This is a genomic window from Archangium lansingense (assembly GCF_026626635.1).
Classification (GTDB): Bacteria; Myxococcota; Myxococcia; order Myxococcales; family Myxococcaceae; genus Archangium; species Archangium lansingense.
Genome location: NZ_JAPNKA010000001.1, coordinates 6,479,290 through 6,504,593 on the forward strand (window position 1 = coordinate 6,479,290; position 25,304 = coordinate 6,504,593).

The 25,304-nt window shown below is 67.8% G+C and carries 17 protein-coding genes; 5 read left to right on the forward strand and 12 right to left on the reverse strand.

What is annotated here, in order from left to right:
- Positions 1 to 11: 11 nt before the first annotated feature.
- Complete coding sequence (locus OV287_RS26330; protein WP_267536795.1) at positions 12 to 1,940, reverse strand: putative metal-binding motif-containing protein; 1,929 nt, start codon at positions 1,938 to 1,940, stop codon at positions 12 to 14.
- Between the two features lie 185 nt (positions 1,941 to 2,125).
- Between OV287_RS26330 and OV287_RS26335 the strand changes: the two genes are divergently transcribed.
- Genes OV287_RS26335 through OV287_RS26345 form a run of 3 tightly spaced genes read left to right on the forward strand, consistent with a single transcriptional unit; the run spans position 2,126 to position 7,848 of the window.
- Positions 2,126 to 3,511, forward strand: coding sequence for a TolC family protein (locus tag OV287_RS26335; protein ID WP_267536796.1), 1,386 nt, complete (start codon positions 2,126 to 2,128; stop codon positions 3,509 to 3,511).
- A 21-nt stretch (positions 3,512 to 3,532) separates the two neighbouring features.
- Complete coding sequence (locus OV287_RS26340; protein ID WP_267542420.1) at positions 3,533 to 4,711, forward strand: efflux RND transporter periplasmic adaptor subunit; 1,179 nt, start codon at positions 3,533 to 3,535, stop codon at positions 4,709 to 4,711.
- Positions 4,708 to 7,848 (forward strand): efflux RND transporter permease subunit, encoded by a 3,141-nt coding sequence (locus OV287_RS26345; RefSeq protein WP_267536797.1) that lies wholly within the window; start codon positions 4,708 to 4,710, stop codon positions 7,846 to 7,848. The genes OV287_RS26340 and OV287_RS26345 overlap by 4 nt, the downstream gene beginning before the upstream one ends.
- Before the next feature lie 89 nt (positions 7,849 to 7,937).
- Here the strand turns inward: OV287_RS26345 and OV287_RS26350 are convergent, their stop codons facing one another.
- From OV287_RS26350 to nhaA, 11 genes are all read right to left on the reverse strand, one after another.
- A complete protein-coding gene (locus OV287_RS26350; RefSeq protein WP_267536798.1) occupies positions 7,938 to 9,833 on the reverse strand; it encodes a M4 family metallopeptidase in 1,896 nt (631 codons plus the stop codon).
- A 123-nt stretch (positions 9,834 to 9,956) separates the two neighbouring features.
- A complete protein-coding gene (locus OV287_RS26355) occupies positions 9,957 to 10,352 on the reverse strand; it encodes a hypothetical protein (RefSeq protein ID WP_267536799.1) in 396 nt (131 codons plus the stop codon).
- Positions 10,353 to 10,587: 235 nt separating this feature from the next.
- Complete coding sequence (gene istB / locus OV287_RS26360) at positions 10,588 to 11,415, reverse strand: IS21-like element helper ATPase IstB (protein WP_267533778.1); 828 nt, start codon at positions 11,413 to 11,415, stop codon at positions 10,588 to 10,590.
- Positions 11,412 to 12,902, reverse strand: a complete 1,491-nt coding sequence (istA, locus tag OV287_RS26365) for an IS21 family transposase (RefSeq protein WP_267533779.1) — start codon at positions 12,900 to 12,902, stop codon at positions 11,412 to 11,414. The genes istB and istA overlap by 4 nt, the downstream gene beginning before the upstream one ends.
- Positions 12,903 to 13,032: 130 nt before the next feature.
- Positions 13,033 to 13,674, reverse strand: coding sequence for a hypothetical protein (locus OV287_RS26370; RefSeq protein WP_267536800.1), 642 nt, complete (start codon positions 13,672 to 13,674; stop codon positions 13,033 to 13,035).
- A 92-nt stretch (positions 13,675 to 13,766) separates the two neighbouring features.
- A complete protein-coding gene (locus OV287_RS26375) occupies positions 13,767 to 14,660 on the reverse strand; it encodes a DUF2381 family protein (RefSeq protein ID WP_267536801.1) in 894 nt (297 codons plus the stop codon).
- A 24-nt stretch (positions 14,661 to 14,684) separates the two neighbouring features.
- Positions 14,685 to 16,394: a serine/threonine protein kinase gene (locus tag OV287_RS26380; protein WP_267536802.1), complete on the reverse strand. Its 1,710-nt coding sequence runs from the start codon at positions 16,392 to 16,394 to the stop codon at positions 14,685 to 14,687.
- Positions 16,395 to 16,499: 105 nt separating this feature from the next.
- On the reverse strand, positions 16,500 to 16,736 hold the full coding sequence (locus OV287_RS26385; protein ID WP_267536803.1) for a hypothetical protein: 237 nt from the start codon (positions 16,734 to 16,736) through the stop codon (positions 16,500 to 16,502).
- A gap of 114 nt (positions 16,737 to 16,850) precedes the next feature.
- Positions 16,851 to 17,603, reverse strand: a complete 753-nt coding sequence (locus OV287_RS26390; RefSeq protein WP_267536804.1) for a DUF5953 family protein — start codon at positions 17,601 to 17,603, stop codon at positions 16,851 to 16,853.
- A gap of 168 nt (positions 17,604 to 17,771) precedes the next feature.
- Positions 17,772 to 19,457, reverse strand: coding sequence for an ABC1 kinase family protein (locus OV287_RS26395; protein ID WP_267536805.1), 1,686 nt, complete (start codon positions 19,455 to 19,457; stop codon positions 17,772 to 17,774).
- A 66-nt stretch (positions 19,458 to 19,523) separates the two neighbouring features.
- Positions 19,524 to 20,900 (reverse strand): Na+/H+ antiporter NhaA, encoded by a 1,377-nt coding sequence (nhaA, locus tag OV287_RS26400; RefSeq protein ID WP_267536806.1) that lies wholly within the window; start codon positions 20,898 to 20,900, stop codon positions 19,524 to 19,526.
- Between the two features lie 307 nt (positions 20,901 to 21,207).
- Between nhaA and mutS the strand changes: the two genes are divergently transcribed.
- Entirely contained in the window at positions 21,208 to 23,829 is a 2,622-nt protein-coding gene (mutS, locus tag OV287_RS26405) for a DNA mismatch repair protein MutS (RefSeq protein WP_267542421.1), read from the forward strand.
- A 77-nt stretch (positions 23,830 to 23,906) separates the two neighbouring features.
- A complete protein-coding gene (locus OV287_RS26410) occupies positions 23,907 to 25,301 on the forward strand; it encodes an adenylate/guanylate cyclase domain-containing protein (protein ID WP_267536807.1) in 1,395 nt (464 codons plus the stop codon).
- Positions 25,302 to 25,304 lie beyond the last annotated feature (3 nt).

Below are 25,304 nucleotides of genomic sequence, written 5' to 3' on the forward strand. Positions count from 1 at the left end.
TCACTCCCAGCTCAGGGAGGGCCCCAGCGCACCAGCGTGCCGCCTTGGCCCGCGGCCCACTGCTCCCGGGGACTGATGGCGTCGAGCGACAGGAGTACCTGGGCCTGCGGGAAGGGCTCGCTCCAGGCCGTGCCGTCGAAGCGGTGGAGGTACGTGCCGCCCTTGTTGGAGAGCGCGAAGACGAGGTTGTCATGGAAGGCAGCCACGTCCAGCAGATCCGGCGCCGCCGCGCCTCCGGGTGACGGCAGTTTCCGCCACGTCCCCGCCTGACGCGCGAGCACCAGGCCATCATCGCCCACCGCGTAGGCGCGCGTTCCGTCCGCCACGGACACGCCGCGCAGGTAGCCCGTGCCCACGTCCGTGGGAAGCTCCTCGCGAATCCAATTTCCCGAGGCCGCGTCGAGGCGGAAGGCGCGGGGCAGGGGATCGCCGCCCGGCTGGAAGTCCTCGGCGCCTACGGCGAGCAGCGAGTCCGGGCCGAGGCCGTGCACGCTCTGCAGGTTCGCCGCCAACCGGGTCACCACCACCGGTGCGGAATTGCTCACCTGTCCACTCCACTCCCAGCGCAGCACGTGGCCGCTGCTGGTCACCGCGTACACCGTGGTGGTGCCGTTCCGCTCGAAGCCCACGAGGCCGGTGACAGTGCCCGGCACCTCGTTCACCACTCCCATGGTGCAGCCGGAGGTCATGGGCCGGGCGCTGGCGAGCGTGCCCTCCGCGGTGCCGAGGAAGACGCGCCCGTCGCTCGGCCTCGCCCAGGCCACCTTCCAGTCACTCGTGGTGCCGCACACGCCCGTGGAGTCCGCCACCGAGGCGCCGTTCACGTGCGCAAGCCAGCCGCCCGGGCCCGCGAGCCACGCCTTCCCCGGTGCGTACGTCGTCACCGCCCCCCACGCCGTGCTCCAGAGGGTCCGCGTCGTCCAGGTGTTCGCCGCGCAGACGTTTCCTTCGTCCACGCCACCCTTGCAGTCGTTGTCCAGCCAGTCGCACACCTCGGTGCCACCGATGAAGCGCGAGGTGTCATCGCAGTCGTCCGGAGTGGACTTCGCGCCCGCGGGCGCCGTGCACGACAGGGTCGCGACCGTGCCGACGAGCCCGTCTCCATCTCCGTCCACGTACCACGTCGCCGGGAGCTGGGTGCCCTTGCACTCCGCCGCCCCCGAGCCATCGGTCTTGCACTGCTGGGTGCCGGCGCAGCCGAGCTCCGTCGTGCACGCGGAGCCCAGCCGGAAGTCCTCGTCCTCCGCGCCGTCGCAGTCATCGTCCTTCCCATCGCAGCGCAGCTCGGGCTGGTTCGGGTGCACGCTGGCGTCGGTGTCGTCGCAGTCTCCGGCCTCCTCGGCGATGCCCGCGCGCAGCACGCAGGCCACCACCGCCCGGTTGCGGTCTCCGTACCCGTCACCGTCCGCGTCCACGTAGAAGCCGCGCTTGCCGGTCGCATCCTCCTCGTCGCCGGAGCAGTTGTTGTCCTTGCCGTCGCACGGGTCCGGGACCCCGGGGTGCACGGTGGGGTCGGTGTCATCGCAGTCCGTGCCCTTTCCGGATGCGCTCGCCGCGACGAAGCCGTCTCCGTCCAGGTCCTCCGCGCGCAGGTCCAGGTACACCACCGTGCTGCCGCTGGCGGGGACCTCGACCTGCTGCGTGCTCGTGGCCACCACCGGTCCCGAGCAGGAGACTTCGTGCGCGCTCGCGATCACCTGCAGGCGCCGGCCCCAGTCTGGCTTGCGGAACACCGCCACCGTCTTGGCGTCGCTGTTGCGGTCTTCCACCGTGAGCTGCTGCGTCTCGGTGCGGCTCGTGTCCGCTTCATCCAGTGCCGTCACAGTCAGGCACCCGGGATGGAACGTCGCGTAGAAGATTTCCACACGCACGGCCCCGGCCCCCGCCCCGCTACAGCCGCACAGCGCCAACATTCCTACCGCCAGCAGGAATAAACGCATCGTTCGGGCATTCCCGGGCGCGCCGCGCCCCACTCGAAAAGTCTTCGTCCTTCTCCCCATTAGCCCGATGTGCGATGCAGCGTCCAGAGAGGTGGGTTCCGGTGGTCGTGCTCGCTCGGGTCCTTTGAATAAAAAATTGGGCCTGTCGTCCGACCGTCCCCAGGAACATCTCCCTTCGCTCGAGCATGCATTTGATCCGTTCCGCCGTTGTCGTCCCCGTGTGCGCCTGGCTCGCCCTATGTGTGCCCCAAGCGCGCGCACAGGAGCAGCAGCCCGTCCCGGGGCCTGGAGCCGAGACCCCGTCCACGCCCGGTACGCCGCCTGAGCCCGCGCAGGGGCCGCTGACGCTGGAGCGCGCGGTGTCACTCGCGGCCGAGCGCAACGAGACGGCGCTATCGGCCCAGGCCCGCTCCGAGGCCGCCGAGGCGCGTGTGGCCCGCGCCCGCGCCTTCTTCCTGCCGAGGCTCAACGTCAGCGCCACCTATACCCGCCGCCTGGCGGAGGTGGTGCGCGAGGTGGGCGGCGAGCAGGTGGTGGTCCAGGCGCGCAACGCCCTGTCCGGCAATGCCACCGCCACCGTCCCCCTCCTGGATGCGCGCGGCTTCCCGCTCCTCAAGGCGGCGAATCGCGACCGGGAGGCGACGGCGCTGGACGCGGTGGAGGCTCGCCGGCAGGTGGGTTTTCAGGCCGCCGACGCCTTCCTGACGACGCTGGGCTTGCAGCAGGTGGCCCAGGCCGCCGAGCGCCGGCTCGCCTATGCCCGGCAGTCGCTCGAGGAGGCGAAGGCCCGGGCCAAGGCCGGCCTGGCCAGCGTCAATGACGTGACGCGCGCGGAGCTGGATGTGGCCACCGCGGAGGCGGAGCTCGCTGACGCGGTGGGTCAAGCCGAGACGAGTCGCCTGGAGCTGGGCTACCTGCTGGTGGCCCCGGTGGAGGGCCCGCTGGCGGCGCCCGAGACGCTGCTGGGCGAGGCCTCCCGGCCCGTGGAGTCCTTCGCCGGGCTGGCCGAGAACGCCCTGGAGCGCCGCCCGGACATCCTCTCCGCGAACCTGCGGGTGGAGCAGCAGCGGGCGCTCGCTCAAGAGCCCCTGGCGCGGCTGTTGCCCACGCTGTCGGCCACCGGGCAGTACAGCCTCACCAACGAGGCGGGCCTGTCCGGCCGCAACTGGAACGCCTTCGTCGCGGTGAACCTCGGCTGGTCGCTCTTCGACGGAGGCGAGAGCTACGCGGATCGCCGGGAGCGGCTGGCGCTGGCCCGGGCCCTGGAGTTGGACGCGGCGGCGCGGACGCGGCGGGTAGACGTGGCGGTGGAGCAGTCGCACGTGGCGCTGCGTACCTCCCAGTCCTCGCTGAACCGGAGCCAGGTGGCCTTCGAAGCCGCCCGCCAGAACGCGGAGGAGACGAGCATCCTGTATCGCCAGGGGATTGCATCGTCCCTGGCATTGAGCGATGCGCAAGTGAGGCAGTTCGAGGCCGAGGTAGCGCTGGCCCGGGCTCGGTATGCATTGGGGTCCGCCCTCCTGGGGCTGCGGGCCGCTGTTGGACTCGATCCGCTGGGGAAGGAGCCGTAAGTGAAGATCCGTGTGGTGACGATGGCACTGGGCGCCGCGCTCGCCCTGGGGACGGGGTGTGGCAAGCCAGCGGGAGGTGCTCCAGCGGCGCAGGGCGGTGGCAAGGGTGGCGGGAAGGGCGGCGGCCCCGGCCGTGGGCCGATCCAGTTCCCCGTAGAGGTGCGGCCCGTGGAGTCGCGCGACGTGGAGTATGTCGTCTCCGCGGTGGGCTCGGTGGAGGCCTTCGAGCAGGTGCAGATCACCGCGCGCGTGGCGGGCGTGGTGGAGCAGGTGCGCTTCATGGAAGGGCAGGCGGTGAAGAGGGGCGAGGTGCTCGCGGAGATCGAGCCCACGCGCTACAGCATCGCGGTGCGCGCGGCGCAGGCTTCGCTGGAGAAGGCGCAGGCCGCGAAGGCCGAGGCGGAGTCGGCGGCGGGGCGGCGCACGGCGGCCAACGAGGTGAAGCCGGGCCTGCTGCCGGCCGAGCAGATCGACACCGCCGAGGCTCGGGCGCGCACCGCGGCGGCGGATGCGAGCGCGGCACAGGCGGCGCTGGATCAGGCCGAGCTGAACCTGCGGGATGCGTACGTGAAGGCGCCGATGGAAGGCGTGTTGCAGACGCGCACGGTGCAGACGGGGCAGTACGTGCAGCCGGGTACGGTGCTGGCCACGCTGCTGCGGCGGGATCCGCTGCTCCTGCGCTTCGCCGTGGCCGAGTCGGACGTGGCGCGGCTGAAGCCGGGCATGCCGGCGCGCTTCACGGTGCGCACGGACTCGCGCACGTACACGGGGAAGATCAGCTACGTGGCGGACGCGGCGGATTCAGCCAGCCGCATGGTGAAGGTGACGGCGGAGGTGCGTGGCGAGGAGGCCAAGGCGTTGCGGCCGGGGGCCTTCGCCACGGTGACGGTGCCGGTGGAGACGGCGAAGGGGGCTCCGGTCATCCCCCAGACGGCGGTGCGTCCCAGCGAGCGCGGCTTCCTGGCCTTCGTGGTGCAGGACGGCAAGGCGCGTGAGCGGGTGGTGGAGCTGGGGCTGCGCACGGCGGACGGGCTCGTGGAGGTGCGTGAGGGCCTGAAGCCAGGCGAGGACCTCGTGGTGCGCGGTGGCGAGGCGCTCAAGGACGGCGCCGGAGTGCGCGTCGCCGAGGGCCCCAAGCCCGCCGTCACCGGTGAGCCTCGCCAGGAAGTGGAAGGGAGCACGGGAGGCGCGGCCCGATGAGCATCACGGACGTCTGCATCAAGAAGCCCGTCTTCGCCTGGATGCTGATGGCGGCGACCATCGTCTTCGGACTGGTGGCGGCGCAGGACATCGGCATCAGCCAGTTCCCGGACGTGGACTACCCCGTCATCAGCGTCAACGTGTCGTGGGAGGGGGCCTCGCCGGAGGCGGTGGAGACGGACATCATCGAGCCGCTCGAGGAAGCGGTGATGCAGGTGGAGGGCGTCAAGGCCCTCACCTCCAAGGCGAGCCAGGGTGGTGGCAACATCACCGTGGAGCTCGACCTGTCCATCGACGTGGACAAGGCGCTGCAGGACGTGACGTCCAAGGTGAGCCAGGCGCAGAACCGCCTGCCGCGGGACGTGGATCCGCCGGTCATCTCCAAGAGCAATCCCGAGGACAACCCGATCGTCCAGGTGGGCGTGTCCGGCCCCTTCTCGCGGCAGTTCATCTCCGACTTCGCCCGCTACCGGTTGAAGGAGTCGCTGCAAACGGTGCCGGGCGTGGGCGAGGTGTCGCTGGGTGGCTCGTTGGATCGCAACGTGCGCATCTGGGTGGACGCGCAGAAGCTGGATGCGCGCGGACTCACCGTCTCCGATGTCGTCACTGCGCTGCAGCGTGAGCACGTGGAGCTGCCCGCGGGCCGCATCGAGACGGCGGGTCGTGAGGTCAACGTCCGCGTCATGGGCGAGGCGTTGGACCTGGAGACGCTGCGCCACCTGGTGATTCGCGAGGGCAACGGCTCGCCCATCTACCTGTCCGACGTGGCGTTGGTGGAGGACGGCTTCGAGGACGAGCGCCGCATCGCCCGAGTGGACGGCCAGCCCGCGCAGGGACTCGGCATCCGCAAGCAGCGCGGCGCCAACGCGGTGGCGGTGGCCCAGGGCGTGCGCGCCAAGCTGGCCGAGGTACAGAAGGACGCGCCTCCGGGTCTGGAGGTGGGGATCAACTTCGACTCCACCCAGTTCATCGAGGAGAGCGTCCACGAGATTGAGTTCGAGCTGTTGCTGGCCTGTCTCCTGACGGCCTTGGTGTGCTGGGCGTTCCTCGGCTCGCTCTCCAGCACGATGAACGTGATCCTCGCCATCCCCATGTCACTGCTGGGCACGGTGGCGGTCATCTACTTCCTGGGCTTCACCCTCAACACCTTCACGCTGCTGGGCCTGTCACTGGCGGTGGGCATCGTGGTGGATGACGCCATCATGGTGATGGAGAACATCTTCCGGCACGCGGAGGAGGGGAAGAGTCGGGTGGCGGCGGCGAGCGAGGGTACGCGGGAGATCACCTTCGCGGCGCTGGCGGCCACGCTGGCGGTGGTGGCCATCTTCATCCCCGTCATCTTCATGAAGGGGGTCATCGGCAAGTTCTTCCTCCAGTTCGGCGTGACGCTGTGCGTGGCGGTGATGCTGTCCTACGTGGAGGCCATCACCCTGGCGCCGGCGCGGTGCGCGCAGCTGCTGAAGACGGGCCGCGAGGGCCGCAGCAAGGTGGGACTGGCCGTGGACAAGGCCTTCACCTGGCTCGAGCACCACTACGGCAGGGTGCTGGCCCAGGGGTTGAAGCGGCCCTGGTGGGTGCTGGGCGGCGCGGTGGCGCTGCTGGCGCTGTCCGGCTTCGCCTTCAAGAGCCTGTCGAGCGAGTTCGTCCCCTCGCAGGATCAGGGCCGCGTCATGGTGCGCATGCAGACGGCGGTGGGCAGCACGGTGGATGAGACGAACCGGCTGTTCCTGCGGGCCGAGGAGTTCCTGCGCAACCGGCCCGAGGTGTCGCGCCTGTTCGCGGTGGTGGGCGGCGGTGGCGCCGGGGTGAACGGCGGCATGCTGTTCGTCACCCTGGTGCCCCCGGACCAGCGCATGCCCATGTCCGAGTTCAACCAGGTGCTGCGCAAGGAGTTCAACTCGTACCCGGGCCTGCGCGCGGTGGTGATGGACCTGTCGCAGAGCGGCTTCACCGGCTCGCGCGGCTTCCCGGTGGAGTTCAGCGTGCGTGGCTCGGACTGGGAGCGGCTCATCGAGTCCAGCACGGACATGCGCGAGACGCTCCAGGCGAGCGGCAAGGTGGTGGACGTAGACACGGACTACCAGGTGGGCATGCCGGAGCTGCGGATTACGCCGGACCGGGCGCGCGCCGCGGACCTGGGCGTGTCCATGCAGGACGTGGGTTCCACCCTCAACTCCCTGGTGGGCGGGGTGCGCGTGGGCAAGTACAGCACCGGTGGGCGCCGCATCGACGTGCGGCTGCGCCTCTTGAAGGATCAGCGCTCGCGGCCGGAGGACCTGTCGATGTTGAAGGTGCGTACCAGCTCCGGCGAGCTGGTGCCGCTCTCCTCTCTGGTAACGCAGGAGGAGCGTCCGGCCCTTCAGGCCATCACCCGCAAGGATCGTGAGCGCGCCATCAGCATCTTCGCGAACGTGGCCCCTGGCTCGACCCAGCAGGAGGCGATGGAGACGGTGCAGCGGCTGGCTCGGGAGCTGCCCGGAGGCACCCGCGTGGTGTTCGGCGGCTCGAGCGTGGCCTTCAAGGAGTCCATGGACAGCCTCCTCTTCGCCCTCTTCCTGGGCATCGGGGTGGCCTACATGGTGCTGGCCTCGCAGTTCAACTCGTTCCTCCACCCCGTCACGGTGCTCACCATCCTCCCGCTGTCGGTGGCTGGAGCGGCCTTCGCCATGTGGGGCACGAACACGACGCTCAACATCTTCAGCATGATCGGCCTGCTGCTGCTGATGGGCATCGTGAAGAAGAACTCCATCATCCTGGTGGACTACGCACTGCAGCAGCGCGAGCTGGGCGCGAACGCGGTGGAGGCCATGCAGCGGGCGGGGCCTGTGCGCCTGCGGCCCATCCTCATGACGTCGCTGGCGACGATGATGGCGGCAGTGCCCGCGGTGCTGGCGCTCGGGGCGGGCAGCGAGACGCGCGCTCCCATGTCCGTGGCCGTGCTGGGAGGACTCTCCGTCTCCACCGTGCTCAGCTTGCTGGTGGTGCCCGCCTTCTACGTGGTGGCGGACCGGATGAAGGCGCGGCTGGCACGGATTCGCGGTGGCTCCGGGGGCTCCGATACTCACGACTCGGGTGCTGGAGGCGAGGCTTCGGCCATCGCCGAGCCCGAGGAGAAGCCCCGGCTCGCAGGGAGCTGAGCACATTCCGCTCGTAGAGACGAAGAGGCCCCCGGGAGGTGTGCTCCCAGGGGCTTCTTGCGTTCACGTCGGAGCCGGTGGGGTAGGGGTCAGTACTGGCCCTTGAGCGAGACGCCCGAGTACGCGCTGTAGCCACGCAGCATCACGTGGTAGCGGCCAGCGCTGGTCTGCGCGGCCATGTTGCACGTCTCGTTGTTGCCGCTGAGGTAGGGGCGGCAGCCATACGAGGAGGTGGTCGGCTGCGAGCCGAACTTCACGTACATGTCCGCGTCTCCCGTGCCGCTGCTCATGGTGAAGGCCACGGGCAGGTTGGCCGGGACATCCAGGTAGTAATAGGTCTGCGAGCTCGCGGCGCCCGAGAGGTTGGTCTTCGCCACACCATTGGTGAGCGCCGTGGCGGGAGCGGGCGGAACCGTGCCACCCACGCCCACGGCCTCCCAGGCCTTGCTCACCGCGGAGGCTTCCGCTGAGCCCGAGCCGTAGAGCGTCGCGGCAGCCTGCTCGGTGTACGTCTTGGCCTGGGCGAAGTTGGTGCTGGCCGTCATCAGGTCGCGGTTGGCTCGGTAGATGATGGCACCGGCCTTCTGGATGCCGATGGCGGGCACGAAGGTGGTCGTCTTGCCGCGCGGATGCGTGCCGCCCTGGCTGAGTAGATAGAAGGCCAGGTTGGCGATGCCCGAGTTGAAGTGCACTCCAGCGTTGTCAGAGGTGCCCGTGTAGCGCTCGGGGTAGTAGTCGTAGGACGAGCCGTCCACGGTCGGGCTGTACATATAGCGGAGCGCGTCACCCGGGATGTTCGGCGTCCACACGTCTTCGGCGATCTGCCACACGGCCTGGTCCGCCACCCAGCCTTGGGTCCAGGCCTGGCAGTAGGCGGCGAAGATGTCGCTGATGCCCTCGTTGAGAGCGCCGGACTCACCCGAGTAGGTGAGGTTGGAGTCGTAGCTGGTCACTGCGTGGGTCAGCTCGTGCACCGTCACATCGAGGGACCTGGCCAGCGGCGCGGAATCCACGCCGTTGCCGTCGCCGTACACCATCTGGCTGCCGTTCCAGAAGGCGCTCACGTAGTTGTTGCTGTAGTGGACCGTGGCCTTCAGTTGGGCCCCGGCGTTGTTGTACGAGTCACGGCTGAAGTTCTGGTAGTAGCAGTTGTAGGTGAGGCCGAGGTTGTCGTAGGCGCTGTCCACAACGGGGTCGCCCGTGGGAGGATCTCCCTCGCGGCGGACGCTGGTCCCGGGAATGCTGGTGCCATTCCCCCCTGAGTAGACGATGCGGTAGAGCGCGGAGTGGATATCCGAGGTGCGCTCCGCGACGGAACCATCCAGGGCGTTGACGAAGACATGATCACGGATGGGCAGCTCCGAGCCCTCACCCGTCACGACGACCTCGAAGGCCAGCTTCAGCCGACCGTCCGTGTCGGAGCGCACATAGACGAGGCGCGGGCTCTCCTCCGTGGAGGCACCGCCTGGGGTGGCCGCGAGTGCCGCGAAGCGGGCGGCCTCTGGGGAGATCCGGGGGCGGAAGGGGAGGGCCTCACCATCGCGGGCCGAGCCGTTGGCGGCATAGACGGTGCCGTTCTCATCCACGTGGACGACGAGCTCATGACCGACGACGGGAAGCCCGTTCTTGGTCTGGTCGTAGCGGATGTGCGTATGGCCCTGCTCATCCCGGGTGAGCCGGCGGACGACGAGATCCGAGGCCTGGAGGCGGAAGGCGGGGGCGATGTTGGCGAGGGCGGCGTTGACCTGGGCGTGGGCCTGGGCGGCCGAGAAGCCCCGGAGGGAGCTTTCCGACGAGCCGAGTCGGCCGCGAATCATGTAGGGGACGCCATCCACGTGAGCACCGAGCACCTGAGCGGCGGGCAGTGCGGCGAGGGCCGCCTGGACGTCCTCGGTGGAGGTGAGGTCAGCGGACGGTTCCAGAGATTCAGTGTCACAGGCGGTGAGCGCGAGCGAGAGGCAAGCTGCGAGCATCCGGGTACGCATTCAGTACTTCCCCCTGAGGAGGCGGCAGGGTGCCGCCGAGTGGGGGAGAATGAAGGCCCGCCAGGACGGGATTCAAGGGAAAGTCTGTAGATGTTGACTGGGGGACATTTCGGGATGAATTTCCTATTCGGATTCCTCCCCTGATTCGTCTGCCTCCACCTCTTCCCCTTCAAGAGGTGCGCTCATGAATGTAAACCTCCCAGGCAATCGAATAACCATGAAACCCTTGCCAGCGATTCTGACGCGTTCAGCGTCCTCGGCTTTCCCGCTGGCAAGCCATTTGTCTGCATCTTCTCGTGTTGCGAACTCATGAGAGACTTTGAGCTTGAATGATGGGTCGAAAAAATTCCTGTAGAACCTGCGGAAGTCATCCTCTTTCCTGGTGTGGCGGGGATAGATCAACGCAATCTGTGCAAGTTCGATTGCGTCCCTTTCCGGTGAGCCCTCCGGGTGCTTCTGGCTGATTGAGTTGAGAATCTTGAGGATTGCGTCTGTGTCGAAGTCTTCGATGTAGGGCATGATCGCGCCGAGTCTTTCGCGTTTTTGTTCCTGGAGGCAACGATGACGACTCCTCTGTCTGCCCGGCCACGCGCCAGCTCTACGGGGGAATGCCCAGCGTCAATTACTTTTTCCCCTTGGCGACAATTACACTTCCCCATCGGGTTGATGTTCTGACTGCGTTCACTTCATCGTCGCCATAGTCGTCGCTACGTCCGTCGGAGCCTCTGAGTCGGTCACCTCCTGTGCCGTGGTGTTACTCGTCCCCGGGCGCCCTACGCGGGGCCTTGTCGACCGTCTCCCGGCTCTTGGCCTTCTCGCTGCGGTAGCTGTCGCCGGTGAGCTCCAGAATCAGCGCGTGGTGCACCACCCGGTCAATCGCCGCCGCAGTCGTCATCGCGTCCTTGAAGATTCGGTCCCACTGCGAAAACACCAGGTTGCTCGTAATCAGGACACTCCTCCTCTCGTAGCGCTGGGCCAGGAAGGTAAACAGCACCTCCATCTCCTCCCGGTCCTGCTGGATGTAGCCGATGTCGTCGATGATGACCGCGTCGTAGCCGTCCAGCCGCCGCAGCTCCTTCTCCAGCAACAGGCTCTTCTTGGCCAGGAGCAGCCGCTGCACCAGCAGCACCGCCGGGATGAAGAGCACCTCGTAACCACGCTGCACCAGCTCGTGGCCTATGGCGCTCACCACGTGCGTCTTGCCGCGGCCCGGCAGCCCGAAGGCCAGCACGTTCTCCGCGCGCTCGATGAAGCCACCCTCGCACAGGGCCGGTAGCTGGCGGCGCACCTTGGCCGGCAGCTTCTCCTGCTCGAGCGTGGCGAGCGTCTTGTCCGTGGACAGCCCCGAGGCCTTGAGCAGCCGCTCTATCCGTCGGCCCCGGCGCTCGCTCAGCTCCAGTTCCACCAGCTGGCGCAGGTAGTGCGGGCATGTCCAGCCCTCCTGTCCGGCGCGCCTGGCCAGCTCCTCGTGGTGGGCTGCGAATGCCGGCAGCTTCAGCGCTCGCAGCAGCATGGCCAGCGTCTGCTGCTGCTCGCCCTCGGCGCTCGCCGCTGCTCGCAGGGAAGTGGAGGTGGTGCTCATGAGGCCACCTCCCGCTGCTCCACCAGCAGCGCGTCATAGCTGCTCAGGTCCACCTCGGGCTGTGCCAGCTGGGGCACCTCAGGCCTGGCTGGCGCCACCAGCGCCTTCACCTGCTCGGCACCGCGCAGTCCGCCCTCGGCCAGCAGTCGCGCCAGCACCTGCTCCACCTGGGACTCCAGCGTGGAGGCCGCCAGGTGAAGAATCCGCAGGTACTCCACATCCGCGGCTCTCCTCCCCTCGTGCACCCGCTGCAACTCGTCGTACGCCTGGCGGAATACCAGCGAGGGGAAGAGGTCCTCCCGGTAGCGATACTGCGCGAAGGCCCCTGGCTTCTGCACCAATGACCAGATGATGTGCCGGTAGTTGATTCGGTGCCCGTTGCGACCCACCAGCCTGTCCACCACCAGCTGCGGCTTTCCCGCGTGCAGCACCTCCAGCCTGTCGTCATACACACGCACCCGCACGCGCTGGCCCACCAGCCGCGAGGGCACCGAGTACGTGTTGTGCTGCACCCGGATGGTGCTCCACGCCGTGACGACTACCTCCTGCTCGCTGTACTCCACCAGCCGCTGCACCGACAGCGGCCTCATCGCCGCGAGTTCCTCCTCCACCTTCCCTCCGCGCAGCCGGTTGGCCTTCTCCAGCACTCCCTGCACCCAGCTCTCGTACGCCGCGGCGCTCTCGAAGTCCCGGCTGCCGCGCATCAGCAGGTGCTGCAACAGCCGGCGTTTGAGCGCGCCGTTGAGCGCCTCCACGTCCCCGTTCTGCTCTTTCTTTCCCACCTCAATGGTGCGCGGCTCCATGCCCAGGTGCTTCATGAGCGCGAGGTACTCGGCGTTGAAGCCCCGCTTGCCGTTGCGCAGGTCATGCGTGGCGCTGGTGGAGTTGTCCGTCTGGTGGTAGCGCGGCACCTTCCCCAACCGAAAAACAGCCGCCTGCACTCCTCGCTTGATGGCCGCCATGGACTCCGAGTGGCACACCGTCGCCCATTCCCAGTTGGAGTAGGGCAGCACCGGGTGGCACAGCAGGTGCGCGAAGGGCTCGCCTCCCACCGTCACCTCCAGCTCATTGGCCCACGTGAAGTCCGTCTGCATCGCTTCCCCGGGCCGATGCTCCTGGGCGAAGAACACCTGCTTCTCCGGCCCCTGCTGCGCTCTCCACTGGCGCACTTTCCGCTGCAACGTGCGCAGCTGCCCCGGCTTGTAGCGGCCCGGCTCGCGAGCACACAGCTCCTCGAAGAGCGTCTTGGCCTCCAGCTCCGGCGCCTCCTTCAGCCGCTCGGCCAGGCTGTCCCACTGCTCCTCGAAGGGGTCCTCCCGTGTCCTCCAGGTGCGCTCCTGCTCGAGCTCCGAGGGGAACTTCCCCTCCTTCATGTACTTGCGTGCCGTCTTGCGGTCCATCCCCGCCCGGGCCGACGCCAGCCCCAGGCGACCGTGCTTCGCCATCTCTTCCATCAGCTTCCTCACCTGGGCATCCGTCGTCCTCACCCGCCCATCCGAACCTCCGGAGTCACCGGGTTTCTACCGACGGCTGCCGTCACTCAGGATGGGGAGGTGTAGTTGTCGTTGATGGGGAGGTGTAGTTGTCGCTGAGCAGGGGAAGAAGGAAGCCGTCTATTCAGCCTCTGGCCGTGAGCAGCAACAATCCTTCGCGCCGCGCTTGGGCAGTCCGGAGGGCGCGGGGAATGAAGGAGAACAGATCCTCGGGGCGGACGCGCTCATTATTCCCACGATTCAGCCAGCACCTGGCCCGCGCGAGCATCTCCGGTGAGGGTCGTTCGAGCACAGCATCCAGGGCGGGTAGAAGCTGGCCAACATCGCTCGGGGCCACGAAGAGGGCGCCGAAATGGCCGGGCAGGCGTGCTGCTTGCTCCGCCCCCAATCCGAAGTGCAAGGCAGCTGCGGCGGGGATGCGGTCGGTCATGACAAGGCCGGCATTCGCCGCAGTGAACTCAATGCCCCAGGCGTTCGCCTCCGCGCCCGTTCTGATGAATCCCTGCCCGAATGCACTCAGCGCCTCCGGGCGGAAGAGTTCCTCGAAGTCCACGGCTCCCTCGGAGTCCGTCCACGTGTCAGGACGTGCAGGCTCGGGCACGAGCTCCGGCGACAAGGAGCTGGAGGCCTCGCGCCAGCGATCGAGCACTCGGCGGGCGCTCTGGGACACGGGTGAGGCGGTGACAGCCTCGGCGAAGTGTGCGGCGATGCTGGGGGCCTGCTCGGGGAGGATTGTCAGAGACAGCCAGAAGAAGGTCACGCCCATGGCGCAAGAGCATAGACCTCCCTCACGCGGGCCTGCGAGCGACTGTTACCGAACGTTCTGGATGAGGCAGCGGACGTATCTGGGAACGAGGCCTACGGAAACCTCAACTCTGGGATGGTGATGACACGTGATTTCTCATCCCAGAGCTTCAGCTTGAAGTGACCTTGGGCCTGCATCCTGCTCGCATCGACTTCGAGAATGACAGGGCCTTGGTTGTTGGGCGCAATGGCAGCATCCTGCCGAAGGCGTACCCCCGGCACCTCATTGTCGTTGGCATCCAGGAGTGACGCCCGGAGCGTCATCCAGGGCTCCGGGCTGGAGTTCTTCAGCCACACCTCCGCCGCGACAGTCTCATCCGTGCGGTAGGTGACGCCCCTTATGAAGGACACGGGTTCATCTGGCGGCGCAGGCATGTCCGGTTTGAACTCCAGGGTCTGGACGCCATTGTGTCCCACGATGCCATCGGCGATGAGGCTACTCAGTCCTCGAGTCTGATCGAGCCGGGCGCGCAGTTGCTGATTCTCTTGGAGAAGTTGCTGGTTCCTCGCGCGCTCTTCCTCCACCTCCTGCTGGTAGGACTCCCGGGGGCGTCTGTCGTGGTACACGTTGACTTGCCGGGTGGCTTGTCCAGGGTGGGCCACGAGGGTGAAGGTGACGAGCTCCTGAGCTGCCCCAGTTCCAAGACGGGCCGTCAGCCGGAAGTGATCTCCGCGCATCATGTCCTCTGGAGGCACGAAGCTGATGCCACGCCGGCCGCGTAGCACCTCCACAAAGCGCACCTCGTCCTGCAACTCCAGACTCACGGGGATGGTATCGAAGAGGATGCCCGTCATCATTCCCGGGCTGACACAGATCTCCCAGGTCTCCGCAGTGGGAGCTGACGCCAGCTCGATGCGCTGCGAGTCCCCGCATACGGCTGTCGGTGTCTCGATAGGGGCGCCTTGAAGAATGATCAGAACGAGTAGGGAGGGAGGGGAGGGGAGCACGGGGGGCGGGGTCTCCAGTGTGGCCTATTCGAAGCGCTCCACCGCTTCGACGCTCATGAGGTTGGGGACGAGGGTCTTCTTGGGGGTACTGCCGGGCGCCATCGCGATGCCGAGCCCCCGGCTCGTGGTGAGCTGCATGCAAACCGGCACGATCTCCCCATTGGCCAGTCGAGCTTGCGTGAAGCGGCCATAGACATGGTTCTTCGCGAAGTAGAACCTGCCGAGCAGCTGGGCGTCGGCCGGGAGCCCCTTCAATGAGCTGAAGAGCAGGACCATGGTGTCTCCCTCCGAGACGACTGCGTCGGGATGACGCTCGGGGCTGTAGGCCGGAAGGAAGACGCCACGATAATTTCCATGCTTGAGACCAAGCTTCTTGTGGGATGCGAGTGCCTCGGGCGGGCAGTCTTCAGGCGGGGGGCGGTGCTGTGGGGCGCTCACGCAGCCGGCTCCCACGCAGGTGGCGCTGCCCAAGAGGGTGGTCGCGGCCAGGGAACGGAGCTTCTGGGAGTTCATTGTCTTGGGTTCCTCGCTGGACGTCGCGCTGGCGACGGGCGCGGGGGTGGGTGACTTCTGAAGTCCCGCGCCGTTGCCAACTTCTCCCGTCACCTGGGGCGGAGCCAATTCCTGGCGAGTAACTGCCTTTTGCGGTGGGGCCGGGGGAGGAGACTCGCGACGTTGGATGAAAGGCGTCACCACTCCTCCCACAATGGCGGTCGCGAGAATGAGCCCGGTGCGAGGCCATTTCCGCCGTTTGGGAGCCAGGTTCTCGGGTGGTACCGCCGGAGCGGGGGGCGGGGCAGGGGCAGGGTTCTCCTCGCGCCTGGCTTCTGGGAACAGCCGTACGCGCCAGGATTTGTCTGCCTGGGCCCATTCCGTCGATAGGGCCTCCGCGAGCTCCCTGGCATCCGCGTACCGGTCCTCGGGGTTCTTCTCCAGCATCTGCATGCACAGCTCGCTCAAGGCCGGGGGCACGCGCGGATTGAGCTCATGAGGCGCCGGTGGTGTCTTCTCGAGGATGGCGCGCACCATTCCAGGCTCGTTCCGGTCCCCGAACGGAAGCGTGCGCGTCAGCAGGATGTAGGCGACGACGCCCAGCGCCCACAGGTCCTCTGCCGGCCCGATCTGGTAGGGCTCGCCTTCCCATTCCCGGGCTTGGCGCAGCGTCTCGGGGCTGCGGTACTCCGGGGTGCCTGGCGGCAGCCACTGTGTCAATCGTGGCGCCCCCTCGAGGCCCGCCGCGCCGAAGTCCACCAACACCGGCAGCCCGTCCGAATCCCGCATGAGGATGTTGGCCTCCTTCAGATCCCGGTGCACCACGCCCGCGGCATGCACGTCCGCCAGGGTGAGCGCCACCGGCAGCATCACCCTGCCCACCAACTCGAGCGCGGTCGGATTCACCTGCTGCATCCACACGTCCAGCGGGAGCCCTTCGACGAGCTCCAGGGCCAACACGAGGAAGCGCGGTTGTTCGTCCGGCCAGAAGCCAAACCCGTGGAAGCCCACGACGTTCGGGTGCTGCATCCGGCGCAGCGCGTCCGCCTCGCGGTTGCCTCGAGGGGCCAGGGATACCAGCTTGATGGCGAAGGGGCGCCCGTCCCGCTTGGCCCGGTAGACGGTGCCGAAGCTGCCGGAGGCGAGCAGTCCCTCGATAGTAAAGCCCGCCACCACCGTACCCGGAGCCAACCTCAGCCCGGGAATGTCACCGTGGCCCCATCCGCCGCTACCGTCGAGCATTCCGTAAGCCTCCGAAAAGCGGAAGAGGCTACCAGAGCGGTCGAGAACAGCCCCGGACGTGACGGGTTGGGCAGGTGGGCGAGGGCGGGAGGAAACCCAGAGGGTTCACTTCGACGAGTGGAAATCCTTCGCGTACTGCACCAGGGCCTCCTCGGCTTCAGTCCCTGTCCACCCGAGAGGGATCATGCGCTCCAGCTTCTTCCCGTTTACCGAGACGATGAAGTAGCGATCGCAGCGGTCGCCCTCGCCATAGGAGATGCCCAGGCGCAATCCGAGCTGCCGCGCCCGGGTTTCGAGTCGGGCCGTGGTGGAGGTCGAGTAGAAGCGTGGGAGGATGAGCACGCCCCGGCTTCAACCAGAACGCGTGGCTCCGTTGAAGGACCACCTGGGGCGTCACCCTTCGGGGTCACCCTTTACGGTGGGGTGTCCACTACACCTCTTCGAGAGGTGCCGGTCTCAAGGGGTTGCGCGCCCGCCGATCTCCGGGAAGCGATCGTAGGCCCGTTTGAGCGCGTCCAGGTGCGCGGGGTTGTCCAGGTCGAGCGGCGCATCGGTGAGCCTGACAACCCACCCGCCCGTCGCGGTACGCCGTGAGCGCGAGAGCAGGTCCGCGTCGCGGGCTGGGTCCGGAAAGCCGATGGCTCGTGCGGCGGCGGCCGACCAGTAGTTGAGCCACCCAAGGTAATAGGGAATCTCCGGCGCGCGGATGTGCTGGAAGAGTTTGAGTGCTGGCAGCCCCCGGGGTGGAGAAGGTGGCCCGGCCAACGTGGGCGCCGTCTGCTCGGCGATGTCCCCCGCTGCACCGAAGGGCGTCATATGACCCCAGCGGGCGTGTGCGCCTTCCGCCACAACCTCCAATACACCCATCGCTGCCGCGACCACCGTGGCATTCACTGGCAGCCTCGCATGGACTTCAAACTGCGGCTCGTCGCAGGGGCCTGCCGGGCTTTCCCACCCGGTAAGTGTCACGACGTGATTGTCGTCATCGTTACAGAGGAACGGAAACCCGCCGTCTGTCCTGTCTGACGCGACCCACTCATCGCGATCAGGCAATGCAATGAGATCTTCTTTTTCAGAAGTCGTCCACCCCAACCGCAAGCCGGGAACTGCGTGCTCCATACCGTGAACGACCGCAAGAGGGCGCCCATCATGGCTCACGAGCGTCGGCGCATAGACGACGAGGTTGAAGCAGTCTTGGGTGGTCGACATTTCAACACCAAGCTCGCTGGAGATTGGCGAGCTTCGGGTCCCGGCTTGCAGAGAGCATGCTTTCGCTCTCTTCCATGTCCAGGTGGAACTGCCGCGGAGTGCTGCTACACCCAAGGAGCACCGCGAGCAGGACAGCCCATGTCCGACGCAAGAGCATGAAGAGACTCACTAGCGGCGCTTGGTCGTCAGCCAGCGGCTCACGCTCACCTTCCCGAAGCGTCTGCCGAACAGGTACCAGGTGAAGACGGCTCCGAAGATCGCCGCCGACAGGGCAATGCCCAGCAGGCCCAGCACCGGTAGGCCGTGGAACTGCCACGGCGTCTGCGCGAACGAGATGAACGCCCCCACAATGAGCCCGCATGCGCACAGACCCATGAACATCACGATCGCTGCGCTGCGCAGGTTGTCGTTCAGCTTGTCGAACTGCTCCGCCCTCACCGTCACGCTGAACTTCCCAGACTCCAGATCCAACAGGATCTGCGACAGCTGCGTGGGCAGATCCTGCGCCAGCGATTGGAAGCGCAAGAGCGTGCGCATCAGTCCGCCCTGGAGTTGGCTCGGATCATACCGGTCCGCCAACAGCTCCTTGGCGTACGGCATCGCCACCTCGAGGATGTTCAGGTCCGGGTACAGGCTGCGCAGCATGCCCTCGGTGGACACCGAGGCCCGGCTCAGCAGCGCGTACTCCTTGGGAATCCGGATCCGGTACTTCACCGCCAGATCCAACAGCTCCCGCATCAGGCTGCGCGCGTCCACCTGGCCCAGCGTCGCTGGCAGATGTTTGCCGAGCAGCGCCTCGATGTCGTTGCGGAAGCCCACCAGGTTGGCCCGCGAATCTGGCACCCCCACCCGGTAGAGGATGCGCGCCACCGAGTCGCTGTCCTTCAGCGCCACCGCCAGCGACAGCATCACCAGCGTCTCCTGCATGGCGCGCGACAGCCGGCCCACCACCCCGAAGTCCAGCAGCGCCAGCCGGTTGCCCTCCAGCACCAGCAGGTTGCCCGGATGCGGATCTCCGTGGAACAGCCCGTCCTCGAAGAGCTGCCGGAAGCTCGCGTCCAGGATGTGTCCCGCCACCTCCCGCCGGTCCTCCGGTGACAGCTCCGCCTGGCTGATCTTCACCCCCCGGATGAACTCCATCGTCAGCACCGTCCGGCTGCTGAGCGTGTCGTACACCCGCGGAATCTTCATGTACGGCCGGTTGCGGTTGTTGTCGAGGAAGGCCCGGATGTTCGAGGCCTCGTGCACGAAGTCCAGCTCCTCGTGAATGGCCCGGTCGAACTCGTCGATGATCCCCGTAGGTGAGTAGATGCCCGTCTCCTCCACCACCGCTTCCAGCAGCCTCGCCAGCGAGCGCAGCACCACCAGGTCCGAGTCGATCTGCTCGGAGATTCCCGGCCGCTGCACCTTGACCACCACCTCGTCGCCCTCCAGCGTCATCGCTCGGTGCACCTGGGCGATGGAGGCCGCCGCCAGTGGCTGGGGATCGATCTGCTTGAAGAGCTCGCTGGAGTCGCGGCCCAGGGACTCGCGGAGCCGCGTGTACACGTCCTCTAGCGGGAAGGGCTCCACATGGTCCTGCAGCGTGGCCAGCTCCTCGATGTACTCGGCCGGCAGCAGGTCCGCGCGCGTGGAGAGGATCTGCCCCAGCTTCACGAAGGTGGGGCCCAGGTCATTGAGCAGCATCCGGAAGCGGCGGGCGGTGGAGGCTCGCTGGGCCTCGGGCGATACCTCCACCTTCTCTCGGCGCCCGAGCAGGCGCCACACGCCCGCACGCTCCAGCCACTCGCCGAAGCCGTGGCGCGCTGCGATGACCCCAATCTGCCGGATGCGGTTCAAATCCTGGAGGAGCACGGTGGCCGGCACCTTTCCACGGGGCCGCGCCGCCCGCAAACCCCAAGAAGCCCTCCGCGCGCCGTCTCAGGCCGCCCCGGAGGCGGGCTCGGAGGTCGTTTCCGGCCCGGGGCGGGGCGTGGGTCCAAAACGCAACAGCAGGTAGCCCACCACCGCGGACAACAGGGAGCCGAGCAGGATGCCCAGCTTCGCCTCCGTCAGCAGCTGCGGCTCCTGGGCGAAGGCCAGCCCCGCCACGAACAGCGCCACCGTGAAGCCGATGCCGGCCACCACCGACACCCCGTACAGCTGCATGACGCCCGCCCGACCCGGCATCTCCGCCACCTTTACCTTCACCGCCACCCAGGTGAAGAGGAAGATGCCCACCTGCTTGCCCACGAAGAGGCCGAGCATCACCCCCAGCGGCAGCGGCTCGAGCAGATCCGCCAGGCTCATCCCCTTCAGGGAGATGCCCGAGTTGGCCAGCGCGAACAGGGGGACGATGGCGTACGCCGACCAGCCGTGCCACAGGTGCACGAAGCGGGTGAGCGGCGGCTCGATGTCCTCGAGCTGCTCCTCGATGTGCAACAACTGGTTGGCGCGCAGGGCCTCGTCAGCGGGCTCGCGCAGGAGCTGGCCGATGAAGCCGTGCAGGTCCTCCAGCACCTCCCGGCCGCGGCGCATGGGCCTGGCGGGAATCATCATTCCCACCACCACGCCCGCGATGGTGGCGTGCACGCCGCCGTGGTGCATGGTGTACCAGAGCGCCCCGAGCAGCACCGCGTACACCAGTCCGTTGCGCACGTAGAACCTGTTGCACACCCCCAGCACCGCGGTGACGCCCACCGCCCCCAGCAGCCACTCCACGTGCAGCCCCGTGCCGTAGAACATGGCGATGACCAGGATGCCGCCGATGTCGTCGAAGATGGCCAGCGCCGTGAGGAACACCACCAGCCCGTGGCTCACCCGGCCCTTGAGCAGGGTGAGGCAACCAATGGCGAAGGCGATGTCCGTGGCCATGGGGATGGCCCACCCCTTGAGCGCCGGCGTGCCCGCGTTGAGCGCCGCGTAGAGGGCCGCCGGCACCACCATGCCGCCCACCGCCGCGATGAGCGGCAGCATCGCCTTGGACAGGGTGCGCAGCTCCCCGGCCGCCAGCTCCCGTTTGATCTCCATCCCCACCAGCAAGAAGAAGATCGTCATCAACCCGTTGTTGATGAATTCACGGACGGTGAAGTGGGAGAGGGCGCCCCCCGCGCCGAGGGCCAGGGGGGCCTCGAACAGGGCGGTGTAGCTGCCGGCCCAGGGGGAGTTGGCCCAGACCATGGCGGCCAGGGCACAGAGCGCCAGGAGGATGCCGCTGCTGGCTTCGAGGTGGAAGAACGCCTGGAGGGGCGCGACGGCGGCTTTGAAGAGCCGGGGGACCGGGAGGGGCTGTGCAGTAGTGGTAGGGCGGGTCTCCATGGCGCGGAGCAGGTTGCCCGCTGGGGTGGTGCCGGGCCAACCGTTTTCGGGGGAGGTTCCTCCGATTTTCCCGGCCCGGAAGGACCGCTTGTCAGGGGGGCATGCTAGCCATCACAGGAGTAGGAGCGAGCGGGTGGACGGCAGAAGTCATGTGTTCTGTTGATCCGGAACCGGACGCATGACACAAGGGGCGGCGATGGGCGCGACGCAAGCGAAGGCAGGCAAGGGACACGGGGACGAGGCCGAGGCACCGGTGGAGGCCACGGGCGAGACGGCCGGGGCGCGGGAGATCGGTGCCCTCACCCCGATGATGCGGCAGTACCTCGAGGTGAAGGCGCTCAATCCGGACGCCATCCTCTTCTTCCGGCTAGGGGACTTCTACGAGATGTTCTTCGAGGACGCGGTGCGCGCCTCGGAGCTCTTGCAGATCACCCTGACCGCGCGGGCGAAGAACGCGGAGAAGGTGCCCATGGCCGGGGTGCCGTACCACTCGGCGCGCCGCTACATCGCGAGGCTGGTGGAGCACGGGCTGAAGGTGGCCATCTGCGAGCAGGTGGAGGAGGCAGGCAGCGGGCCGGGCATCGTCCGGCGCGAGGTCACGCGCGTCATCACCCCCGGCATGGTGCTGGACGAGGAGGCGCTCGAGCCGCGGGCGAGCAACTTCCTGGCCGCGGTGTACCCGGGGGCTCAGGGCTTCGGGGCGGCGCTGCTGGAGGCCTCCACGGGTGAGTTCTTCAGCCTGGAGGCGGAGACCACGCAGGAGTTGGTGGAGGCGCTGGCCCGGGTAGAGCCGAGGGAACTGCTGGTACCCGAGGGGGAGAAGGACTCGCCGGACACGGCCTTCATCGTGTCGCGCTTGTCCAAGCCGCCGGCGGTGGCGGAGCTGGAGAAGGCGGCTTTCGAGCCCGGACGGGCCACGGTGTACCTGCGCGGTCACTTCGCGGTGCAGTCGCTGGAGGCCTTCGGGCTACAGGACGCGCCCCTGGCCACCGGGGCCGCCGGCGCGGCGCTGCGCTACCTGAAGGACACCCAGAAGACGGCCGCTGCCCACGTGGACAGGCTCAGCCGCCATCAGCGCGGCGTGCACCTCCTCATGGACGAGGCCTCCCGGTCCAACCTGGAGGTGCTGCGCACCCTGCGGGACGGGGGACGCAAGGGCTCGCTGCTGGGGGTGTTGGACAGGACGGCCACGGGACTGGGTGCACGCAAGCTGGCCCGGTGGCTGGCCGCGCCCCTGTGCTCGCTGCCGGAGATCAACGCCCGGTTGGACTCGGTGGAGGAGCTGTCCCAGCGCAGCGTGTGGCGCGAGGAGATGACCAACCTCCTCAAGGAGGTGGGAGACATCGAGCGGCTGTGCGGCCGGCTGTCGCTGGGGGCGGGCAATGCGAGGGACCTGCGGGCCCTGGGGCTGTCGCTGGCTCAGCTGCCTCGGCTGGGGGCGGTGCTCGCGCGCTGCGAGTCCCCGCTGCTCAAGTCGTTGGCGGGGCCGCTCAGCTCGCTGCCGGAGCTGACGGAGCTGCTGCTGGGGGCGGTGGTGGACGAGCCGCCCACGGGCCTCAAGGAGGGCGGATTCATCCGTCCGGGCTTCCATGCCGAGCTGGACAAGCTGGTGGAGCTGTCCACCTCCGGTAAGGACTTCCTGCTGAAGATCGAGACGCGGGAGCGGGAGCGGACGGGCATCAACTCGCTGAAGATCCGCTACAACAGGGTGTTCGGGTACTACCTGGAGGTGACGAAGGCGAACCTGCACCTGGTGCCCCCGGACTACATTCGCAAGCAGACGATGGTGGGGGCCGAGCGCTTCATTACTCCGGAGCTCAAGGAGTACGAGGAGAAGGTGCTCACGGCGGAGGAGCGGCGGAGCGCGCTGGAGCTGGAGCTCTTCGAGCAACTGAGGGCGCAGGTGGTGAAGGAGGCGCCGCGGCTGCGCTCGGCGGCGGAGGCGGTGGCCACGGCGGACGCGCTGCTGTCCTTCGCTCGCTGCGCGGCCGAGTACGGCTATGTGCGGCCAGTGGTGGACGAGTCCGAGGTGCTGACCATCACCGCTGGGCGCCACCCAGTGGTGGAGCGGATGCTGGGGGCAGGGGAGGCGTTCGTTCCCAACGATGTGAAGATGGACTCGGAGGACGCGCAGATCCTCGTCATCACCGGCCCCAACATGGCGGGCAAGAGCACGGTGATGCGGCAGGTGGCGCTCACGGTGCTGATGGCGCAGGCGGGCAGCTTCGTGCCGGCGGGCGCGGCGCACATCGGCCTGTCGGATCGGATCTTCACGCGCGTGGGCGCAGCGGACAACCTCGCGCGAGGGCAGTCCACCTTCATGGTGGAGATGACGGAGACGAGCCACATCCTGCACCACGCCACGCGGCGCAGCCTGGTGGTGCTGGACGAGATTGGCCGCGGCACGTCCACCTATGACGGTCTGTCCATCGCCTGGGCGGTGGCCGAGCACCTGCACGACAAGGTGGGAGCGCGGACGCTCTTCGCCACGCACTACCACGAGCTGGTGGACCTCTCCCGGGAGAAAACCCGGGTGAAGAACATGTGCATCGCGGTGCGGGAGCAGGGCGGCAAGGTGCTCTTCCTGCGCAAGTTGGTGCCGGGTGGGGCCAACCGCTCCTACGGTATCGAGGTGGCGAGGCTCGCGGGCCTGCCCCCGGAGGTGGTGACGCGGGCAAGGGACATCCTCCAGAACCTCGAGTCCGGGGAGTTCGACGACAGTGGGCGGCCGAGGCTGGCGCGGCGGACCTCCTCGCGGGCGCCGTCCCCGGGGCAGCTGGGGCTGTTCGGCGGAGCCGCCGAGCCCGGGCCCAAGCTGGAGCCGTCGCACCAGAAGGTGCTGGAGGCGCTGCGGGGCGTGAAGGTGGACGAGACGACCCCCATGGAGGCGCTCAACCTCCTGGCGAAGCTTCAGCGGGAGTTGAAGTAGGGGCGGACATTAGAGGGCGGCTCCTAGACGTGGTGCCTACGTCAGCAGGGTGGCCTACACTGTCCCCGGAACCATCCATGTCCGACCTGGTGCGCCGCGCGCATACCGCCCTCTTCGAGCACACATCCGACGGCGTGCTGGTATTGGATCTCGAGTACCGGCTCGTGGAGGCCAACGGCGCCGCTCAGCGGCTGCTCGGGGAGTCTGGCGACGCGCTCCGGGGCAGGCCTATCTCGGAGCTGTTGCCGCAGTGGACTCCACCTGAGCCGCTGTCTCCGGAGGATCCGCCTCGGGACGGAGAGTGGGTGTGGCACGGGACGGTGAAGTCCCCGCGCCAGGCCCACGTTCTGCGCGTGCGCTGCGTGCCCCTCCCGGAAGGCCGGGTGCTGCTGCTGAGGGATCTGACGGCGCACGCGGAAGTCGAGGCCATGCTGCGCCAGCAGAAGGAGTATTACGAGTCACTGGTGCTCAACAGCCCGGTGGCCATGGTCACCATCAACCTGCGCTTCAACGTGGTGTCCTGGAATCCAGCGGCCGAGCGGCTGTTCGGCTACACGGCCCGGGAGGCCATGGGCCGGAACATTCTGCGGCTGGTGGCGAGTGAGGGGCCGATCCGGGATGAGGCCGAGAGCACCTCGCGCGAGGCGCTCGAGCGCGGTCGTATCCAGCTCCTCACCCGGCGCCTGCGCAAGGATGGGACGCCCATCGACGTCGAGCTCCTCGCGCTGCCGGTGATGGTGGAGGGGGAGCAGGTGGGCTTCATCGCCATCTACCATGACCTCACCGAGCTGCGTCGCCTGCACGAGCAGGAGCTGGCGCACCTGCACACCATCCAGAGCGAGCGCGAGCGGGCGGATCAGCTCCTGCTCAACATCCTGCCCAAACCCGTGGCGGATCGGCTCAAGCATGGCCAGCGGATCATCGTGGAGAACTTCCCGGACGTGACGGTGCTGTTCGCGGACCTGGTGGACTTCACCCGCTTCGCTGCGCAGCACTCGCCGCCGGACGTGCTGCAGGTGCTGAACATGGTCTTCTCCATCTTCGACCAGCTCACGGACGAGTTCGGGGTGGAGAAGGTGAAGACGATCGGCGACGCGTACATGGCGGTGGGCGGGCTGTCGCTCCCCCGGGACGATCATGCCGAGGCCATGGCACGCCTGGCGCTGGCCATGCGCGCCGAGCTCTTGAAGCTGGGCGATCAGTTGCAGATTCCCCTGCACCTGCGCATTGGCCTCCACTCGGGCCCGGTGACGGCGGGAGTCATCAGCGGCAAGAAGTTCGCGTATGACCTGTGGGGCGACACGGTCAACACCGCGAGCCGGATGGAATCTCACGGCGTGGTGGATGGCATCCACCTCTCCGAGACGGTCTACGAGCGGCTGCGGGGCCGCTACCGCTTACAGGATCAGGGAATCGTCCCCATCAAGGGGAAGGGACCCATGCGAACCTGGCTGCTGCTCGGCGTCCCGTGAGCC

Excerpts from the sequence above, each read along its gene's own strand:
- OV287_RS26345 (WP_267536797.1), top strand. The coding sequence starts at position 4,708 with ATGAGCATCACGGACGTCTGCATCAAGAAGCCCGTCTTCGCCTGGATG.
- OV287_RS26370 (WP_267536800.1), bottom strand. The coding sequence starts at position 13,674 with ATGGGCGTGACCTTCTTCTGGCTGTCTCTGACAATCCTCCCCGAGCAG.
- OV287_RS26340 (WP_267542420.1), top strand. The coding sequence starts at position 3,533 with ATGGCACTGGGCGCCGCGCTCGCCCTGGGGACGGGGTGTGGCAAGCCA.
- OV287_RS26410 (WP_267536807.1), top strand. The coding sequence starts at position 23,907 with ATGTCCGACCTGGTGCGCCGCGCGCATACCGCCCTCTTCGAGCACACA.
- OV287_RS26335 (WP_267536796.1), top strand. The coding sequence starts at position 2,126 with ATGCATTTGATCCGTTCCGCCGTTGTCGTCCCCGTGTGCGCCTGGCTC.
- mutS (WP_267542421.1), top strand. The coding sequence starts at position 21,208 with ATGATGCGGCAGTACCTCGAGGTGAAGGCGCTCAATCCGGACGCCATC.
- OV287_RS26390 (WP_267536804.1), bottom strand. The coding sequence starts at position 17,603 with ATGTCGACCACCCAAGACTGCTTCAACCTCGTCGTCTATGCGCCGACG.
- istB (WP_267533778.1), bottom strand. The coding sequence starts at position 11,415 with ATGAGCACCACCTCCACTTCCCTGCGAGCAGCGGCGAGCGCCGAGGGC.
- nhaA (WP_267536806.1), bottom strand. The coding sequence starts at position 20,900 with ATGGAGACCCGCCCTACCACTACTGCACAGCCCCTCCCGGTCCCCCGG.
- OV287_RS26350 (WP_267536798.1), bottom strand. The coding sequence starts at position 9,833 with ATGCGTACCCGGATGCTCGCAGCTTGCCTCTCGCTCGCGCTCACCGCC.
- OV287_RS26355 (WP_267536799.1), bottom strand. The coding sequence starts at position 10,352 with ATGCCCTACATCGAAGACTTCGACACAGACGCAATCCTCAAGATTCTC.
- OV287_RS26330 (WP_267536795.1), bottom strand. The coding sequence starts at position 1,940 with ATGCGTTTATTCCTGCTGGCGGTAGGAATGTTGGCGCTGTGCGGCTGT.
- OV287_RS26380 (WP_267536802.1), bottom strand. The coding sequence starts at position 16,394 with ATGCTCGACGGTAGCGGCGGATGGGGCCACGGTGACATTCCCGGGCTG.